The organism is Mesorhizobium sp. M1050 (assembly GCF_040318715.1).
In the GTDB taxonomy this organism is placed as follows: domain Bacteria; phylum Pseudomonadota; class Alphaproteobacteria; order Rhizobiales; family Rhizobiaceae; genus Mesorhizobium.
Genome location: NZ_JAMYMV010000008.1, coordinates 132,640 through 151,280 on the forward strand (window position 1 = coordinate 132,640; position 18,641 = coordinate 151,280).

General features: G+C 62.3%; 18 protein-coding genes and 1 pseudogene. 9 read left to right on the forward strand and 10 right to left on the reverse strand.

Annotated features, from left to right (window positions below):
• Positions 1-5 precede the first annotated feature (5 nt).
• The 4 genes and pseudogenes from NKH57_RS07515 to NKH57_RS07530 all read left to right on the forward strand — a co-directional run bounded on the left by NKH57_RS07515 (position 6) and on the right by NKH57_RS07530 (position 4,686).
• Entirely contained in the window at positions 6-1,580 is a 1,575-nt protein-coding gene (locus NKH57_RS07515; protein WP_352943094.1) for a trimethylamine methyltransferase family protein, read from the forward strand.
• An 89-nt stretch (positions 1,581-1,669) separates the two neighbouring features.
• Positions 1,670-2,359 carry a hypothetical protein gene (locus NKH57_RS07520; protein ID WP_352943097.1) on the forward strand — a complete coding sequence of 230 codons (690 nt, stop codon included), beginning with the start codon at positions 1,670-1,672 and terminating at the stop codon, positions 2,357-2,359.
• 107 nt (positions 2,360-2,466) lie between these two features.
• Positions 2,467-3,199: pseudogene (locus tag NKH57_RS07525) on the forward strand (dienelactone hydrolase family protein).
• Positions 3,200-3,507: 308 nt separating this feature from the next.
• On the forward strand, positions 3,508-4,686 hold the full coding sequence (locus tag NKH57_RS07530; RefSeq protein WP_023757740.1) for a BaiN/RdsA family NAD(P)/FAD-dependent oxidoreductase: 1,179 nt from the start codon (positions 3,508-3,510) through the stop codon (positions 4,684-4,686).
• A gap of 27 nt (positions 4,687-4,713) precedes the next feature.
• Here the strand turns inward: NKH57_RS07530 and NKH57_RS07535 are convergent, their stop codons facing one another.
• Genes NKH57_RS07535 through NKH57_RS07560 form a run of 6 tightly spaced genes read right to left on the reverse strand, consistent with a single transcriptional unit; the run spans position 4,714 to position 7,038 of the window.
• A complete protein-coding gene (locus NKH57_RS07535; RefSeq protein WP_352943099.1) occupies positions 4,714-5,121 on the reverse strand; it encodes a DUF1801 domain-containing protein in 408 nt (135 codons plus the stop codon).
• 42 nt (positions 5,122-5,163) lie between these two features.
• Positions 5,164-5,556 (reverse strand): VOC family protein, encoded by a 393-nt coding sequence (locus NKH57_RS07540; RefSeq protein ID WP_352943102.1) that lies wholly within the window; start codon positions 5,554-5,556, stop codon positions 5,164-5,166.
• 2 nt (positions 5,557-5,558) lie between these two features.
• Positions 5,559-6,026 (reverse strand): DUF1801 domain-containing protein, encoded by a 468-nt coding sequence (locus NKH57_RS07545; RefSeq protein ID WP_352943105.1) that lies wholly within the window; start codon positions 6,024-6,026, stop codon positions 5,559-5,561.
• A gap of 10 nt (positions 6,027-6,036) precedes the next feature.
• On the reverse strand, positions 6,037-6,252 hold the full coding sequence (locus NKH57_RS07550; RefSeq protein ID WP_023757736.1) for a hypothetical protein: 216 nt from the start codon (positions 6,250-6,252) through the stop codon (positions 6,037-6,039).
• A 55-nt stretch (positions 6,253-6,307) separates the two neighbouring features.
• Complete coding sequence (locus NKH57_RS07555; protein ID WP_352943108.1) at positions 6,308-6,718, reverse strand: SRPBCC family protein; 411 nt, start codon at positions 6,716-6,718, stop codon at positions 6,308-6,310.
• Positions 6,715-7,038 carry an ArsR/SmtB family transcription factor gene (locus tag NKH57_RS07560; RefSeq protein WP_023757734.1) on the reverse strand — a complete coding sequence of 108 codons (324 nt, stop codon included), beginning with the start codon at positions 7,036-7,038 and terminating at the stop codon, positions 6,715-6,717. Before NKH57_RS07560 ends, NKH57_RS07555 begins: the two co-directional genes overlap by 4 nt.
• 153 nt (positions 7,039-7,191) lie before the next feature.
• On the opposite strand from NKH57_RS07560, the gene NKH57_RS07565 reads away from it, so the two are divergent.
• The 3 genes from NKH57_RS07565 (at position 7,192) to NKH57_RS07575 (ending at position 10,576) form a co-directional block, all read left to right on the forward strand.
• Positions 7,192-7,752, forward strand: coding sequence for an RNA polymerase sigma factor (locus tag NKH57_RS07565; protein WP_352943111.1), 561 nt, complete (start codon positions 7,192-7,194; stop codon positions 7,750-7,752).
• A 2-nt stretch (positions 7,753-7,754) separates the two neighbouring features.
• Entirely contained in the window at positions 7,755-9,944 is a 2,190-nt protein-coding gene (locus tag NKH57_RS07570; protein ID WP_352943114.1) for a YfbK domain-containing protein, read from the forward strand.
• Between the two features lie 362 nt (positions 9,945-10,306).
• Entirely contained in the window at positions 10,307-10,576 is a 270-nt protein-coding gene (locus tag NKH57_RS07575; protein WP_352943117.1) for a hypothetical protein, read from the forward strand.
• A 13-nt stretch (positions 10,577-10,589) separates the two neighbouring features.
• Here the strand turns inward: NKH57_RS07575 and bmt are convergent, their stop codons facing one another.
• Together bmt and NKH57_RS07585 are read right to left on the reverse strand one after the other, a co-directional pair.
• The gene (gene bmt, locus NKH57_RS07580) at positions 10,590-11,612 is read right to left on the reverse strand and encodes a betaine--homocysteine S-methyltransferase (protein WP_352943120.1); all 1,023 of its coding nucleotides are present in this window, start codon (positions 11,610-11,612) and stop codon (positions 10,590-10,592) included.
• Positions 11,613-11,729: 117 nt separating this feature from the next.
• The gene (locus tag NKH57_RS07585; protein ID WP_023757729.1) at positions 11,730-12,587 is read right to left on the reverse strand and encodes a helix-turn-helix domain-containing protein; all 858 of its coding nucleotides are present in this window, start codon (positions 12,585-12,587) and stop codon (positions 11,730-11,732) included.
• Between the two features lie 228 nt (positions 12,588-12,815).
• Between NKH57_RS07585 and NKH57_RS07590 the strand changes: the two genes are divergently transcribed.
• Positions 12,816-13,826 carry a fatty acid desaturase gene (locus tag NKH57_RS07590; RefSeq protein ID WP_352728521.1) on the forward strand — a complete coding sequence of 337 codons (1,011 nt, stop codon included), beginning with the start codon at positions 12,816-12,818 and terminating at the stop codon, positions 13,824-13,826.
• Between the two features lie 81 nt (positions 13,827-13,907).
• Positions 13,908-14,735, forward strand: a complete 828-nt coding sequence (locus tag NKH57_RS07595) for a phosphate/phosphite/phosphonate ABC transporter substrate-binding protein (protein ID WP_352728523.1) — start codon at positions 13,908-13,910, stop codon at positions 14,733-14,735.
• On the opposite strand, the gene NKH57_RS07600 is transcribed toward NKH57_RS07595, so the two are convergent.
• The gene (locus NKH57_RS07600) at positions 14,700-16,055 is read right to left on the reverse strand and encodes a M24 family metallopeptidase (protein WP_352943126.1); all 1,356 of its coding nucleotides are present in this window, start codon (positions 16,053-16,055) and stop codon (positions 14,700-14,702) included. The genes NKH57_RS07595 and NKH57_RS07600 overlap by 36 nt on opposite strands.
• Positions 16,056-16,063: 8 nt before the next feature.
• A complete protein-coding gene (locus NKH57_RS07605; protein ID WP_352728527.1) occupies positions 16,064-18,634 on the reverse strand; it encodes a GcvT family protein in 2,571 nt (856 codons plus the stop codon).
• Between the last annotated feature and the right edge of the window lie 7 nt (positions 18,635-18,641).

Here is an 18,641-nt window from a genome sequence, read left to right on the forward strand (position 1 = left end):
CAACCATGAGCGAACACGCGGCAGTCGATCAGGAGGCGTCAAACGCGCGACGCGGGCGCGGCGCTAGCGGCGGTGCTGCTGCCCGGCGCGCAGCACGTTCGGGCGGTGGCCCCGGCACCCAGCTCACCTACATCAAGCGCAAGATCAACCTCTATGAGGTGCTGGACGAGGAAGGCCTGGCGCTGATCGAGAAGAACACCGACACGGTGCTCGAGGAGATCGGCATCATCTTCCGTGATGATGCCGAAGCGCTGCAGCTCTGGAAAGAGGCGGGCGCCGACGTCAAGGGCGAGCGCGTGCACTTTCCGAAAGGGCTTTGCCGTTCGCTGCTCAAGACCGCACCGTCCGTCTACACCCAGCACGCCCGCAATTCCGAGCGCTCGGTGCAGATTGGCGGCAATGCCACGGTCTTCGCGCCGGTCTACGGTCCGCCCTTCGTGCGTGACCTCGATGGTGTCAGGCGTTACGCGACTATCGAGGATTTCCGGAATTTCGTGAAGCTCGCCTATATGGCGCCGTCGATCCACCATTCGGGCGGCACTGTGTGCGAGCCGGTCGACGTGCCGGTCAACAAACGCCATCTCGACATGATCTACAGCCACATCAAATATTCCGACAAGCCGTTCATGGGTTCAGTGACCGCGCCGGAGCGCGCCGAAGACACCGTCGCCATGGCCAAGATCGTGTTCGGCGACGATTTCGTCGAGAACAACACGGTGCTGACCAGCCTGATCAACGCCAACTCGCCGATGGTGTTCGATGAGACCATGCTCGGCGCGCTGAAAGTCTATGCGCGCCACAACCAGGCCTGCATCGTCACGCCATTCATCCTTGCTGGAGCGATGAGCCCGGTGACGGTGGCCGGCACGCTGACGCAGGTTCTGGCCGAGGTGCTGGCCGGAGCATCGTTCACGCAGCTGATCCGGCCGGGCGCGCCGGTGCTGTTCGGCACCTTCGCGTCATCCATCTCGATGCAGTCGGGCGCGCCGACCTTCGGCACGCCGGAGCCGTCGCTGGTCTCCTATGGCGCCGCACAGCTGGCGCGCCGTCTCGGCCTGCCGTTCCGTACCGGCGGCTCGCTCTGCGCGTCGAAGGTTCCGGATGCACAGGCGGCCTATGAAAGCGCCAACACGCTGAACTCGACCATCCTGGCCGGCACCAACTTCGTGCTACACTCGGCCGGCTGGCTCGAGGGCGGGCTCGCCTCCTGCTACGAAAAATTCATGATGGACATCGACCAGCTCGGGATGACGCAGAAATTCTCCGAGGGCATCGATCTTTCGGAAAACGGCCAGGCGATGGATGCGATCCGCCAGGTCGGGCCAGGCAGCCACTATCTCGGCTGCGACCACACCCAGGCCAATTTCCAGACCGCCTTCTACCGCTCCAATATCGCCGACAACAATTCCTATGAGCAGTGGCTGGCCGAAGGCGAGAAGACCGCACCGCAGCGCGCCAACGAGCTTGCCCGCCGCTGGCTGGAGAGCTACGAGGCGCCGCATCTCGATCCGAGCATCGACGAAGCCTTGAAAGACTTCATAGCCAAGAAGAAGGGATCGATGCCCGACGCCTTCACTTGAAAGGAGCCCGAGTCAGGCGGGGCTAAAGTCGCCAACATCATCCACAAGGAAGTCTGGCGGAGCGCTTTCTCCGATCCGGTCAAAAAGGAATGACTACGCCTGCCTGCAGCGTTGACAGCATCGCTGGGGCGTTTCTCGCCAACGGCCTCGTTCTTCGCGGCGGTTTCAATTTTGCGCCTGGCGAAGCCTCGCCAACGGGATCATCGGGCGCGCCGGCCAGAGCCATTCTGCTGGTGGGGCAGGCGGGTGCCGCTCCCTGGCCGCATTTCATGCGTTGGCGCGAAAAGCATCCGCAGAAAATCGCCAATCCGCTCGACAGCTGGTCGCGCGGAGTGATCGGTGCCGTGGCGAAGACATTCGGGGTGCGCGCCGTTTCGCCTTCCGACACGCCTTACCTGCCGTTCCAGCAATGGGCGATGCGAGCGGAGGGGCTGAAGCCTTCACCGCTCGGTATCCTCATGCATCCGCAATACGGGCTCTGGCACGCCTATCGCGGCGCGCTGCTGTTCGAGGACGAGCTTCCGGTTCGGGCCGCCGAGGCAGCGCCCCACCTTTGCGATACCTGTGTCGAAAAGCCCTGCCTGAAGTCCTGTCCGGTCGCTGCTTATTCCCCGCAAGGATTCGCCTATCAGTCCTGCTTGGCGCATGCACGAGGGGCGGACGGCGAACCGTGCCGTGCCGGCGGCTGCCTCGATCGCAATGCCTGTCCCTATGCCACGGCCTATCGCTATCCCGCGGAAGTTCAAGTCTTCCACATGGCGGCATTCGCGGGGCTGTAGGCCGACACCCAATCCCGCACGATATGTTGACTACCAGGTTTAGAGAGCGCCTTGCCGTATCGGCTTGGCCGGATATGTATCGCACGACAACCGAACGGAGCCGGGCGATGACGAAACAACACCTTCACATCGAGACCAGGGATGGCGTTGCCAAGGCAGGGCTTTTCCGTTCGGCAAAGGCATCTTCGACCAAGGCCGGCGTCATTCTTTATCAGGACGCTTTCGGTCCGCGGCCGGCGCTCGTCAGCATGGCCGAGCGGCTGGCAATGAAGGTTATGCAGTGCTGGTGCCGGACCTGTTCTACCGAAATGCGCCTTACGGGCCGTTCGACGCCAAGACCGCCTTCGTCGAGGAAAACACCAAGGCAGCGCTGACGGCGCTGGTCAGTGGTACGACGCAGGAGATGACCATCCGCGACAGCGGTGCATTCCTCGACGCTCTGGCTGCTGAAGGCATCACTGGACGCATCGGCACCGTTGGCTATTGCATGGGTGGCGGCCGGGCACTGAATGCCGCCGCGACCTATCCGGACAGGATAAGGGCCGCGGCGAGCTTCCACGGCGGCAATCTGGCCAGCGATGCCGCCGACAGCCCGCATCGCAAGGCAGCCTCCATCAAGGCGCGGGTCTATGTCGGCATGTCGGGTACCGACAGAAGTTTCCCGCCGGAACAGTCGGCACGACTGGCCGAGGCGCTCAGGGTGGCGGACGTCGACTACCTCATCGAGAACTACGTCGGCGTGGCGCATGGCTGGTGTGTGCCCATAGCGCTTTCAATGCCGTAGGTGCGGAGCGCCACTGGAAGCGATTGACGGAGTTCTTCGCCGAGACGCTCGTCTAATGTCGGGATTCACTGCCAGGTCAGAAGATGACTATCTGCGCGCACCGTCATAGCGACGTGGCCTATTCCATTGATCGCACAGATCGCCCTGCGCGGAGCGCCATGCGATTACGACCGCACGACCGATGGAACGAAGAATGAGCGGCGGCGGCAGATGATTTTCACCTTGCCGCCGCTCCCAGGCAGCGCCTACTAGCTCTGCTCTTCCGCGGCTGTTCTTGCCTGTTGGCTGCCCGTCTCGTTCGCTGTATCAGGCAGCACAAATGGCGCGGCCCCGGATGAGCGGGTCGAGCGGGAACGAATAGCTGATGCAATCCTATGATGTCGTGATCATCGGCGCGGGTGCCGCCGGAATGATGTGCGCCGTGGAGACGGCCAAACGCGGCCGTTCGGTGCTGATCCTCGATCACGCGGCAATGCCTGGCGAAAAGATCCGCATCTCCGGCGGCGGCCGGTGCAATTTCACCAACATCCATGCCAGCCCGAAAAATTTTCTCTCGGGCAATCCACATTTCTGCATTTCGGCGCTCAGCCGCTACACACAGCGCGATTTCATCGCGCTCGTCCAACGCCACCGCATTGCCTACCACGAGAAGACGCTTGGGCAGTTGTTCTGCGACGGCTCCGCACGCCAGATCATCGATATGCTGGTCTCGGAAATGCAGGGCAGGGGCGTGGAGCTGGCACTGTCGACCAAGGTTGAGGATGTCCGCAAAACCGCCGAGGGGTTTATGCTCACCCTCTCCACGGGCACGGTCACTTGCCAGTCCGTTGTTGTGGCCTGTGGCGGCAAGTCGATCCCCAAGATGGGGGCGACCGGTTTCGGCTATGAGCTTGCGGAACGGTTTGGCCTTGCTGTTGTCGAAACGCGGCCGGCGCTGGTACCGCTGACCTTCGACGCCAACACGCTCGAGCGGTTGGCGCCCCTGGCTGGCAACGCCGTCGACGCGGAAGTCGCCTGCGGCAGCACGCGGTTCGCTGAAGCGATGCTGTTCACGCATCGCGGCGTCAGCGGACCGTCCATCCTGCAGATATCGTCCTATTGGCGCGAGGGCGATGAAATCCGCGTCGCCATGCTGCCGGGGATGGATGTGGCGGACCTCATTCGCGCCGCCAAGCACGGCAATGGACGGCAAGCGGTGCAGACAGTGCTGGCAAATCATCTGCCGAAGCGGCTTGCACAATCGATCGCTGAGCGAACCGGGCTCGACGGTAACCTCGCCGATCTTTCTGACGCCCAGATCAAAACCGTCGCCGCCGCGGTCAATGAATGGCGCATCAAGCCGGCCGGTTCAGAAGGCTACCGCACCGCCGAAGTGACGCTGGGCGGGGTCGACACCAACGGACTCGACCAGAAGACGATGCAGGCGAAATCCGTGCCGGGCCTGTTCTTCATCGGCGAAGTCGTCGATGTCACGGGTTGGCTGGGCGGCTATAATTTCCAATGGGCATGGTCGTCGGGCTGGGTGGCGGGGCAGGCAGCTTAGCGCCGATCCACGACGGGCTTGTTAGTTTTACTTCTGTGGCTTTGCTCCAGTAACCACCGGCGCCTTCTTCTTCTTTTTGGCCTGATTGTAGTCGATAGCGGCACGGACGAGCTCTTTCAGGGCATCCTCATCGAGCTTATCGCCCTCAAAGATGTCGATTGCCCGCCACACCTTGCCGCCAAAACCGTTGTTGAACAGCTTGTCTGGATCGGGCAGGCTGGCGCCATGGGAAAAGGTGAGCTTCACCTTGTCCTTGTGCGCGTTGCCGACCAAGATGTTCCCGTCCAGGCACCATACGGGGCTCCCCATCCACTTCCACTCCTCGACGATGTCCGGGTTGGCTGCAAGGATGGTCTTGCGGATGCCGGCGAGCGTCTCGCCGCGCCAGTCCGTGAGGCCGGCGATCAGCTGGTCGATCTGTTCGGATGGGCTCATTGTGTGCCTTCCTGTGTCTCGATGGGCTTCAACTGCCGCCTACTACCAGCGCGCCAACTGAGTGATCTGAACGAGGTTGCCGCAGCCGTCGTTCAGCTGGGCGATCGTTGAACCCGTGACCTCGGTCGGCGCCATGGCGAATGCTGCGCCCTTCGCCTTGATGCGCTCGTGGTCGCCCTTGACGTCGTCGGTGAAGAACATAACCGCGGGCTGGCTCTGTTTGAAGATAGCTTCCTGATAGGCCTTGGCGGCCGGGTTGTCATTGAGCGCGAGCTGCAGCTCGGTCCCGTCGGGTTCTTCGGCAGATGCAACGGTCAGCCAGCGATAGGGCCCATTGCTGAAATCGGCTTTCTTGATAAAGCCGAGCACGTCGGTATAGAAGCGCAGAGCGTTTTCCTGGTTGTCCACGTACACGCTGGTCAGCTTGATCTTCATAGCTATTTCTCCTCTGTCGTATTCGGTCGCTGCGGGATCCAGCCGGGCAGGGCCGCGGCCTGTTTCACCCAGTCCGCCATCCGCGCCTCGTCGAACTGGTCTTCGCGGATGTCGATCCAGCGCACATCCTTGCTCTTTGCCGTGCCGCCGGGTGGGATCGGCTGCAACGACATGCCGCTGAAGAAGGTCACCTTCACGTAGTGAGTGAAGACATGGAACGACACGAACCAGCCCTGGCCCTCGATGCCGTAGAATGGCGAGTTCCATCGCACGGCCTTGCGCACGTCAGGCACGTTGCGCTGGATGAGTGCGTCGAGGCGCTCGCCTAGGCCGCGCTTCCAGCCCGGCATTGCGGCGATGTATGCTTGCACCGGGGCGTCGCCGTCGCCTTTGGCTATCTGCGGGTTGCCGCCCGACAGCAGGACCGGTGCGGCACTGGCCTTGGTCGATTGTCCCGGCGTCTTGGCCATTCTGCCACTCCTATCCGCCCGCATGCTGCGCGCGGTTGGCGGCATAGGGCAGCACGAACATGTAGAGGCCGCTGAACAGCAGCAGGAAGAGCGGCAAGAGTGGTGAGTAGACCACCCAAGCGGGAGGCTGCCCGAATGCCATGGTGACGAAGTTGGCGATGACAGTCAGCGTAAAGATGATCGACAGCCAGCGATGAATTTGCCGGATCCATTTGTTCCAGTCCAATGAGACCTCCCGTCAGACGAGCCGCAGCGGACCAGCGATCCGCTTGCCGGCGGTTTCAATCCAGCCGCGCCAGCACATCCTCCAGGGCAGTGAGGAACCTTTGCCAGCCTACCGTGGCGCCGCGGAAGTAAGGCTGCTGATCCGACCGGAAGCCCGTCTGTTCCATGCGCAGATGGGTCCCCTTGCTCGTAGCGGTAAGCGTCCAGGTGACCACGCTCTCGAGATCCTTGGTATCCCAAGTGTAGGACAGCGTTTTGTTGGGCTCGACCGTTTGGACCTGACAGGTGACGCCGCCCCAGTCGGCGCTGAGATTGAAACGGTGGTCCACGACTGGCTTGAAGTTGTTCTTCATCAGCCACTCCTCGATCAGATGCGGTTGGGTGAGCGCGCGCCAGATCCTTTCGGCCGGATAAGGTATCTCGCGTTCGACGACGACCGAGCGCGTTTCGGTTGCAGTGTTGGTCATTGGTCCATTCTTTTGAGCAAATTTTCGAGGTCGTCGAACCGGCTCTGCCAGAACGCGTTCATCTGGTTCGTCCAGTCGGTCAGTGGGGAAAGCGCTGCGAGCTGGGCGCTATAGTGGGTCTGCCGTCCCTCATGGCGATCGCGCACCAGCCCGGCCTGCCTGAGCAGACCGAGATGTTTCGACACCGCCGGCTGTGACACGCCGGATTGAGCCGTCAACGCCCCCACCGTCTGTTCACCCTCGCGGCACAGGCGCTCGAAGATCGCCCGACGCGTCGGATCGGAGAGCGTTCTGAAGAGGACATCATGAGCGTTGGTCATTGGATTGATAACTCGCCAGCTATTGATTTAACGTATAACCGCCGAGATATAGATGTGTCAAGCGGGCGTTGATGGTCACGATCCGGCTGTTTCCAAAAAAATCTTTCCATTGCCCAAAGGAATCGCCATTAGCCTTCGTCCAACAGGCAAATGATGGCGATGATGCTGGATGAAAGCGAAGCCTCCGACGCCGAACTGATAGGGCGGGCGAAGGGCGGACACAGGGGGGCCTTCGGCACATTGCTGGAAAGGCACTATGACTTCGTCTATCGCGCCGCCTATCGCTGGTGCGGCAAGAAGGCGGACGCCGAAGACATCGCCCAGGAAGTCTGCGTGCGGTTGGGCAAGGCGATCCGCGACTATCGCGGCGGCGGCGCCTTTACGACATGGCTCTATTCCGTGACGCTGAACGCCGCGCGCGACATGATGCGAAAGACCGCGCGCGACATGGCCAAGACAGAGGCCTACGGCGTTCACGCGCTGATCTCGGGCGCGGCTTCGGTCGAACCGGAAGACCCGGCCGAGGCGTTGTGGGCGGCGGTCAGGCGGCTGCCGGACAAGCAACGCGACGCGGTGCTGCTGGTCTATGGTGAAGGGTTGAGCCACGCGGCCGCCGCCGAGGCGATGGCGATCTCGGAGACGACGGTTTCCTGGCACATCCATGAAGCGAAGAAACGGCTGAAGACGCTGATGCGCACGGCCGGGGAAGTGTGACCATGGTCGACGACAACGAACTCAAGAGACTGCGCGATATCGCGGCGCCGGCGCCGGGCGAGCGCGCGAAGGCCCATGCCTTTGAAGCCGCTCTGCGCGCATATGATCAGGAAAATATTTCAGCTGTCACCCAAGGATCGGTTGGCGGGCTTCGTCTCACAGAGCGAGCACAAAAGCTCTGGAGCGAGATCATGCAAAAGAAACTCATTGCCACGCCGGCCCTTGCCGGGCTCGTCGCCCTGCCGATCGCCGGATACGCCACCTTCCATATGCTGAGGGAGCAGCCGCCCAAATTCGGCGGCGACGAGAAGATTAGCGAGACGCTGGCCGACAAGCCGGAGACAGTAAAGCCGACGACCGCCGAGCCGAAGCCGGCTCCCACCGAATTGGCGAAGGACAAGAAGGCCGACGCCGATGTGGAAAGCCGCGATGCCACCGATGCGCTTGTGGCGCCGACCTCGCCGCCGAAATCCGAATCGACCGTTACCGGCGGTGCGACACAGCAGGAATCGGCGACGGGCGCTCCCCGCCAGGACGCCGCTAACGCTGGAAAGATGAACATTGCACCTCCGGCGCCAGCCCCGACGGGCGAGTTCGCACTGGATAGCCGAGCCGCGCCGTCTGGCAGAGTGGTGACGGGCCTTATGCCATCTCCAAAGGCCGATGGCACGTCGCGTGCCGCCCGTATCCAGGCCGAATCCAAGCTGGTGGCGCCGCAGCAACCTGCCACCATGCCGGCCGACCAGCTGGCGCCACAGGAAGAGAACCGCGACCGCGTCGAGGATTTCAAGACCAATCCGGTGCATGCAGCACTCGAGGATCCGGTCTCGACCTTCTCGATCGACGTCGACACAGCCTCCTATTCCTTCGTGCGCAGCTCGCTGAAGCAGGGCACCCTGCCGCAGGCCGATACGGTGCGCGTCGAGGAGATGATCAACTACTTCCCGTATGACTGGAAGGGACCGGAGTCAGCGTCGACGCCGTTCAACGCGACCGTCAGCGTGATGCCGACGCCGTGGAACACACACACCAGGCTGATGCATGTCGCCATCAAGGGGTTTGACGTCAAGCCGACCGAGCAGCCGAAGGCCAATCTGGTCTTCCTGATCGATGTCTCGGGCTCGATGGACGAGCCGGACAAGCTGCCGCTGCTCAAGTCGGCTTTCCGGCTGCTGGTCAGCAAGCTGAAGGCCGACGACACCATCTCGATCGTCACCTATGCCGGTGATGCGGGCACAGTCCTGGAGCCGACCAAGGCGTCCGAAAAGGACAAGATACTCAGTGCCATCGACAATTTGACGCCCGGTGGTAGCACCGCCGGCGAGGCGGGCATCAAGGAAGCTTACAGGCTGGCGCAAAAATCCTTCGTCAAGGATGGCGTCAACCGGGTGATGTTGGCCACCGACGGCGACTTCAATGTCGGCCAGAGCGACGACGATGATCTGAAGCGGCTGATCGAGCAAGAGCGCAAGACCGGTGTCTTTCTGTCGGTGTTCGGTTTCGGCCGCGGCAATCTGAACGACCAGATGATGCAGACCATCGCCCAGAACGGCAACGGCACCGCCGCCTATATCGACACGCTGGCCGAAGCGGAAAAGGTGCTGGTCGAGGATGCCTCCTCGACGCTGTTCACCATCGCCAAGGATGTGAAGATCCAGGTCGAGTTCAACCCGAACAAGGTCTCGGAATATCGCCTGATCGGCTATGAGACCCGGGCGTTGAACCGCGAGGATTTCAACAATGACCGCGTCGATGCCGGCGATATCGGTTCGGGCCATTCCGTCACCGCGATCTACGAGATCACGCCGAAAGGCAGCGGTGGCGAGCAGATCGATCCGCTGCGCTATGGCCAGGCGTCAGTGGACAATGGCGGCGTTGCCAATGCGGACGAATATGCCTTCGTCAAGATACGCTACAAGCTGCCCAATGAAGACGTCTCGAAGCTGATCACCACGCCGGTGACCTCGGCCAACGAGATTTCGTCCTTCGACCAGGCCAGCACCGACCAGCGCTTCTCCGTCGCCGTTGCCGCCTTCGGCCAGAAGCTGCGCGACGAGGATGCGACCGCGAAGTTCGGTTACGACAAGATCATGGAGATCGCCACTGCCGCTCGAGGAGCCGACCCGTTTGGGTACAGGTCCGAGTTCCTCTCGCTTGTGCGCCTTGCCTCGGCGCTGGGCGGTAACCGGTAGTGGTGATAACGGCCGGTTTCTTTCAGACGGGATCGTTCTGACAGGGGAACCGACCAACGGGCGGGTGAGGCAGGCCGGTGAGGGGTTATTCCCTTGCCGGCCTTTTTTCGGATCTATTGATATTCAGGTGAGACCGGCCTGCAAATGGAGGTTCTCTGCGCTTCCGGTGCTCGCGTACTTTAAGTACGCTCCGCTCCGGTTCTCGAAAACCACCATTTTCGGCTCGGTCTGACCTGAATCTCAACAGATCCGAAGCGCGGCGTTAACCTGCATGATCGTTAAATTGCTCGGCATTTCCGGTACCGGATCGCAACCTCCTCCTTGCTACACGGGATAGGTCTACGGGGCTTGAGGAGGCGAAATTGCAGATCAGGACTATCGCCAACTCGATACCGCCGGCACGAGACGCCTCGGCGGTTCCATCTGCCCCGTCATCCGAATCCAGGCGCATCGGCGACGATGTCGCGCAGGCGCGCCACACCGCCATGTCGGCGCTGAACAACGACCGCTTCCGCATCATGCTGGAGCAGATCACCGATCCGACTTCATCCGGCGCGCTGATGACGATGCGCAGCGACAGTTTGGTCGATTTCAAGTCGGCGCAGTCGAGCTACGCCGACAACAGCGAGTAAAAGACCCACAGGATCAGGCGCGGCTGCGGCGGCGCTCGCGGCGGGCTTCACTGGTCTCGGCGGTGTTTTCCGTCGCCACCTTGTTGCGCATCGGACCGATGCGCTCGACAATCGCGGCAACCGTCGGACGATCCGCCTTGGTGTGGGCGTCGAGCGCCTTGCGCATCGCGGCAAGGTGCTGGAACGAGGTGCCGCAGCAGCCGCCTATGATTTTGGCGCCGCCATCGACGGCGAGCCTGACATAATCGGCCATCAGTTCGGGCGTGCCGGAATAATGGATTTCGGTGCCGCGGAATTCAGGAATACCACAATTGCCCTTGACGATGACCGTCGCCTCCGGCTTCGCCTCGGTCATGTCTAGCAGCGAGGCCAGGATGTCGGATGCGCCGACGCCGCAATTGGCACCAACGCCGAGCGGTGCTTCCGACAAGCCGTCGGTGACGCCGTGGATATCCTTTGGCAGCAGGCCCATCATGGTGCGGCCGGCGGTGTCGAAGGACCCGGTGTAGGTGTAGGGCAGGCCGACGCGTATGGCAGCTTCGGCGGCGGCGCGGATCTCGTCGGGAGCCGACATCGTCTCGATCCAGGCAACTTCGGCGCCACCGGCCTTGAGGCCCTCGATCTGCTCGGCGAAGGCGTCGACCGCCTCGTCATAGGTCATGGCACCAAGCGGCACCAGCAATTCGCCGGTCGGGCCGACCGAGCCGGCGACGATCACCTTGCGACCGGCCTTGTCGGCGACAGCGCGCGCGAGCTCGGCCGCGCGCTTGTTCAGCGCATGCGCGCGGTCCTGCGCATGGTGCAGCTTCAAGCGATGACGAGTGCCGCCGAAGGAGTTGGTCAGGATGATGTCGGCGCCGGCATCGACGAAATTCTGGTGCAGGCTGGTGATAGTGTCGGGCGCCGTCTCGTTCAGCAGTTCGGGCGCCTCGCCGGCCTCGAGCCCCATGGCGAACAGATTGGTGCCGGTGGCGCCATCGGCGAGCAGCACACCCTTTTCAGCCAACAGCGCATCGATCGGGTTGGTGGTCGTCATCGGATTGGCTCTCATGTTTCGAATTCGAATAAGGATATAAAGAAGTCTTTATGTGCAGTCAATGAAATAGCAGTGACGGCAGGATCCAGTCCGCCCATGGAATCATAATCCCGAGGCTCAGACAGTGCCTGATGGGAACGACATGCCGGCCAGTCTGTGCGCGAAGCCTGCCGCCTCGTGCGCGTTGATGTCGGCGGCGCGGATCAGATTGTCGAAATGCTGGATCAGCGTCTGGATCGGCTGCGTGGCGTTGAGCACCAGATACATGTCGCCGACATAAATGGCGGCACGATAGGGCCCGAAGATGGTGTAGGGGATCGAATAGCGCATCCGCCCGTCATAGAGAAACAGCCGGAATGCCGGATAGAGATCGTCGAGCAGGGTCGCCATGTGCAGCAGCTGGGCGCGCCGATCGGCTTCCGGGAAACGATCCCAGACGCCCAGCCCGCGCGCGAATATCTCCAGCGTATGGCGCGGCATGCAGACTTCCATGTCGGTTTCCGGCCGCCTGTTATAGTCGATGCGGTATTGCGTTTCGCCGGCCTGCGCCAGGCGGCTCTTGTTGGTGATGCCCGCTTCGTACTCGACCAGCGCTTCGGTGCGCAGGAGATCGGGAATGCCGGCCGGCACGTAGCGGATCTTGGTGCCGGCGGCCTCGGCATGCCATTTGGCCAGCAGCGTGCGATCGAAGCCATCGGGTGCCTCCTCGATCTCGAGGCTCTCGCGGATTTCGCCGGTGAGGCCCTCGTCCTGGCTGAGGCCGAGAAGCCAGTCGAGCGACACTTTGAACTCGGCAGCGATGTTGAGCAGCGTCTCGGCGCGAGGCAGGCGGGTCGAGGCGCCTGACAGCAACTGCGACAGCGCCGAGCGATCGATGCCGACCGCAGTCGCGAAAGCCGACTGATTGAGGTCGGAGCGTGTCAAGAGCATTTTCAGGCGTTCGCGAAAGATGGTCGACAGATCACGCTTGTCCATATCGGTGCTCCGGTCCGATTGAGGAAAAATTTGCGCCGAAGCGTCTTCGAGCGCTCCCTAGGCGTAAATGAATCCATAAGTCTGTTTACAATGTATAACATGTGCGGTCAAAAATGCGCAATCGCAACAGCTTGTGCACTTTGTCGCGTTGAGTCGAATCATTTCTCCTGACACAATGCTGTCAGGAACCAGTTGGGGTTCCGGCGACTGAGGGCAGTGGTCGATAGCATGACGGGCAAGAGCATCAGGCGACACAGCATACCGGCTATCGAATGGCCGACAGTGGCTCTCGCTTTCTTCTGTTACGCAACATGGCTAGCCGCTGGTTTCCTGCTCTGGCCATCGTACCCCATCCTCGCGCTCGCCGTCCTGGCCTTCACCGCCGCACTGCAATCCTCGATCATGCACGAAGTGCTGCACGGTCATCCGACGCGCAGCGCGCGGGTCAACGAAGCCTTCGTCTTCCTGCCGATCGGCCTGGTCTGGCCATTCCGACGCTTCAAGACCATACATCTGCGCCACCACGCCGACGAGCGGCTGACTGACCCGTTGGACGATCCGGAAAGCTATTATCAGGCGCTGTGGCAGCATGAAGAGCTGCCGCCGACGATGAGATCTCTGCTCAGGATCAACAACACCATGACCGGCCGTCTGGTGCTCGGCCCCTGGCTGTCCTGCATCGGTTTCTTCATCGACGATGCCAGGCAGATGATCGCTGGCGACAAGGTGGTCCGCAGAGCTTGGCTGCTGCACGCGATCGGGCTTGCCATCGTGGTGCCGATCGTCCAGTTCGGCTTCGGCATTCCGCTGTGGCTTTACATTCTCGTGCCGGTATGGCTCGGCCAGTCGCTGATTTCGATCCGCACGTTTGCCGAGCATCAATGGTCGGAACACCCGGAGGGCCGCACGGTGATCGTCGAGCGCTCGCCGCTGTCGTTCCTGTTCCTCAATAACAATCTGCATTTCATCCACCACAAGAGCCCGACAGTAGCCTGGTACCAGCTTCCAAAGCTGTTTCGCGACCGTCGCGACGAGTGGCTGCGGATGAACAATGGCTATGCCTATCCAAACTATTTCGCGCTGATCAAGGCCTATGCCTTCAAGGCGAAGGAGCCGGTCGTGCACCCGGTACTGCGGCGCCAAGCGGAGCCCGGCAGGGCGTTCAAGCCGCGCGTAAGGGCGCGCAGCATCAGCGGGCTTGGCAGCGCGCCGGTTCCCGCCGAGCCGCCCAAGGAATGAGTTTTGCGGCAGGCAGGTGCTGCCTGCTTGACTGGCTGGGATCGGTTCCCTTCAGTCCAGACATAGTGGTCAGATTCGGTCATGAGTGAATTGGTTGCTGCGTTGCCGATGTATGATTGGCCTGAAGTGCGCGCCCAGATAGACGCTCAATGGGCGGGATTGCGCGATGCATTCCGGCAAAAGGCCATCGACGCGCCGGAAACCATCGTGCGGCGCAATGGTGACCTGCCGCCGGTGCCGGGCGGCATTCACGATGCCAAGGGAGCACTGATCGCGTCCGACCCGGTGACATTGCCGCCGGACGAACTCGATTTTCACAGACTGTGGCTGCACCCGGCGCTGCTATTCGCGCAGACCTGCTGGGGGCCGATGGAGCTTGGCCTGTCCAGGCATGTGCAGGTGATCGGCCAGCCGAGCTACGACGGCTATGAAGGCGGGCAGGGCGAGCTCTACTCCAGCGCCATCGTCATGCTGGCGGATGGCGCGCCATCGGTTGCCTCGCCAGCTGACGGCGGCCCGCTGATCCCGCTCGATCGCATCCGCGGCAAGCGCTTCACCTTCAACAATCTCGATTCCATGTCCGGCCTGATCGGACTGACGCGCGACCTGGAGGCGATGGGCGAGAGCCTTGACCTCTTTGCCTCGCGCAGCAAAAGCGGCGGGCACCGTTCCTCGATCGTCGCAATTGCAGAGGGCAAGGCCGATGTCGCGGCCATCGACTGCGAGAGCTGGGTGCTGGCGCAGCGCTTCGAGCCGGCAGCACAAAAAGTAAGGGTCGTTGGCTGGACGAGACGGCGCAAGGGCCTGCCTTACATCACCGCCGCAACGACACCGGAAAAGACGGTAACCTCACTGCGCGAGGCGCTTGCCGGCCTACCCGAGCAACCGCTGGTCAAGCGGATAGGTTGAAAGCTGCTCGTTGCCGGTCTCAGTGATGAGGATCTGCTGCTCGATCTTCACGCCTTCGCGCCCGCCAAGCCTGCCGATATAGCTTTCGGCGCACAGCACCATTCCCGGTTCCAGCGCGCCATCCGGCGTATCCGACGTCCAGTCGCCGGCATGCGGCAAGGTCGGGTATTCGTCGGCCAGACCGACCCCGTGATAGAGCACGCCGTAACGAGCCGGGTAGCTGTCTCCCGGTGGCACCGCCGAGTGCTCGACGAGGTCGCGGAACGACATGCCGGGCTGCAACAATCGCGTGTTGTGCTCAATCTGGTCGGCCGCGATGCGGAACAGCTCGCGCTGTTCGTTGGTAGGCGTTGCGTCGCCGCATAGCCATGTGCGCGACAGGTCGGCGCAGAAGCCGTAGGGGCCGATCAGGTCGGTGTCGAAGGCGACGAGGTCGCCTGATACAATCTCGCGTGACGAGCATTCCTGGAACCACGGATTGGTGCGCGGACCCGACGTCAGCAGCCGTGTCTCGATCCATTCGCCCCCACGCGCAATGTTGCCGCGATGCAGTTCCGCCCATAGCTCGTTTTCGGAAATGCCAGGCTTCAGAGCCCGTTCCATCTCGCCCATTGCCGCCTCGCAGGCGACGATAGCGCGGCGCATGGCAAGGATTTCGTCCGGCGACTTGATCAGCCGCGCATTCTCCATCACCGCTTCACCATTGCCGATAGAGACGCCAAGGCGCGCGAGTTCGTCGATGCCTTCGCGGTTGATGTGATCGACGGCGATGCGGCTGTTGCCGCAGCCATGTTCCCTGACCAGATCGGCGATGTCGGCGGCCCAGCGGCGGACCTTTTGCTCCGTAAGCTCGCCGCTGTAGAGGTATATCCACGACACAGCGGGTCGAACCTCGTCGACGATGCCGGAATGATCGGACAGATGTTCGCAGGAGAAATAGTCGAAGAGCACCACCGGTCCGTCGGTGGCAACGAAGCAATGCCGCGTCGGATTGTGCGCCACCCACAATTGCATGTTGGTGCTGTCGGTGGCGTAGCGGATGTTGACGGGGTCGTAGAGCAGGACGCCGGCATAATCGCGGCGCTTCAGTTCAGCGCGGATGCGCTCCAGCCGGTATTGGCGCATGGCGAGCAGATCGGGAGCGGCAATGCCTGCCGCGGCCCATTCAGCCTCCGCCTGCGCGCCATAGCCCAGCACATGCTGGTTGAGCGCCGCCGCCTTCTGCCGGGAGGCGTCGCGCAGCGCCTCGATCGAGCCCGGCTCGAACGGCATGATCTTGCGATGCCGGCCAAAGCTGCCCTTTGGCCCCGCGCTGTCCATGTCGAACCTCAGGTCCGCATCTTCTCGCCGCTCGGGTCGAAGGGCGCCTCGACATTGATGCGGGCCGGGCGCCGATGTCCGAGGATCTCGATCTCGAACACTCCGGCACTTTCGTCCTCGGCAAGAGCCGCCGGCACATAGCCCTGCGCCATCGACTTCTGGACATAATGAGCATAACCGCCTGAGGTGACCCAGCCGACCACGCGCCATTCGCCGTCGACGATGCCGCGCACGGCGGACGCACCTTCGGCAGCCTTGGAGCCGCGTATTTCCTTGCCGCCCTTGTCGAAACGCGGCGCGCCATAGCCATGCGGCTTTTCAACCGTGCCGTAATCCTTGCTGACCTTGGCCCAGATCGGCTCGTCGCCCATGACGTCAGCATCGGCGGCATCGACGATGAAGGAGACGCGCCGCAGTTTTGGTCCTTCTGCCTGTTCCTTGGCGGCTGCCTCGCGGCCGATGAAGTCGTTTTTCTCCAGTTTGATGAAGCGGTCCATCGCCCCTTCAAACGGTCCGTAGATCGGCCGCAACTCGCGGAACCAGGTCGGAAAATTCTTTTCCAGGCGCATGGAGAGCAGAGCCCGCATGCCGAAATCGACGAGGTCGAATTCCTCGCCGGCATCCTTGATCTGATGATAGACGAGGCGCTGGTACGCCGGCGCCATCCAGATCTCATAGCCGAGATCGCCGGTGTAGGTGATGCGGTTGACCAGGCACGGCGCGCCGCCGACCGCCATCTCGCGGAAATCCATGAAGCGGAAGGATTTGGTCGAGATGTCGACATCGACCAGCTTCTGTAGCAAATCCCGCGATTTCGGTCCGGCGATCGACAGGCCGACCAGCGTCTGGTCGAAGCGGTGGATGCGCACCGACCCGTCCTTCGGCAAATGCTTCTCGAACCAGCGCATGTGGTATTTCTGCGCCGCCGATGAGCCCCAGATCATGAAGCGGTCTTCAGCGGCCTTGGCGATGGTGAAGTCGCCGATCAGCTTGCCGAATTCGTTGAGCATCGGCGTCAGCACGATGCGGCCGGTCTTCGGCATGCGGTTGGTCATCAGCCGGTTGAGGAAGTTCTCAGCCGCCGGTCCCGACACTTCGTATTTGGCGAAGTTGGCGATCTCGGTGACGCCGACGCGCTCACGCGTGGCGCGCACTTCCTCGCCGATCGGATCAAAGTCGTTGGAGCGGTGGAATGAGACGATATCCCTGGGCTCCTGGCCTTTCGGTGCGAACCAGAGCGGTGTCTCGAGACCCCAGGAGTCACCCATGACGGCGTTGTTGGCCAGCATGGTGTCGTAGAGCGGCGTTGTCTGCGCCGGGCGTGCGGCCGGCAGTTCCTCATTGGGGAAGCGGATGGAGAAGCGGCGCGAATAGTTTTCGCGCACCTTGGCGTTGGTGTAGCGCAAGCCGGCCCATTCGCCGAAGCGTGTGACATCCATGCCCCATACGTCGAAGCCGGGATCGCCATGAACCATCCAGTTCGACAGCGCCAAGCCGACGCCGCCCCCCTGGCTGAAACCGGCCATGACGGCGCAGGCGCACCAGAAATTGGTCAGGCCCTGCACTGGGCCGACCAGCGGGTTGCCGTCCAGCGCGAAGGTGAAGGGACCGTTGATGATCTGCTTGATGCCGGCCTTCTCGATGCCGGGGAAATGCTTGAAGCCGATTTCCAGCGACGGCGCGATGCGGTCGAGGTCGGGCGGCAGCAATTCGTGGCCGAAATCCCACGGCGTGTTGACCGGCGACCACGGCTTGCAGGCCTTCTCATAGGTGCCGAGCAGGATACCGTTGCGCTCCTGGCGCGTGTAGATCTCGCCCTTGAAGTCGAGCACGCCGATCATCTCGCGGCCGGTCGATTTGTTGAATTCCTCGACCTCCGGCATCGGCTCGGTCAGGAGATACATGTGCTCCATGGCCAGCACGGGCAGTTCGACACCGACCATGCGGCCGATCTCGCGCGCCCACAGGCCGCCGCAATTGACGACATGCTCGGCCTTCACCGTGCCCTGTTCGGTGACGACATTCCAGGTGCCGTCGACCTCCTGCGTCAGTTCGACGACGCGGTTGCGCAGCACGATCTCGGCGCCGAGTTTCTTGGCCGCCTTGGAATAGGCGATCGTCGTGCCGGACGGATCGAGATGGCCTTCGACCGGATCCCACATGGCGCCGACGAAATTGGTCTCGTCCATCAGCGGGAACATCGCCTTGGCTTCGGACGGAGTGATCAGTTCGGTGTCCATGCCGAGATAGCGACCCTTGGCGTGGGCAAGGCGCAGGAAGTCCATGCGCTCGGGCGTATCGGCCATCATCACGCCGCCGGTCAGGTGCAGCGAGCAGGACTGGCCTGATATTTCCTCGATCTCCTTGTAGAGCTGCACCGTATAGGCCTGCAGCTTGGCGACGTTGGGATCGCCGTTCAGCGTGTGGAAGCCGCCCGCGGCGTGCCAGGACGAGCCGGAGGTAAGCTCCGAGCGCTCGATCAGCATGATGTCGGTCCAGCCGGCCTTGGCCAGGTGATAGAGAACCGAGCAGCCGACGACGCCGCCGCCGATCACAACCGCTTTTACATGAGATTTCATCTAGATA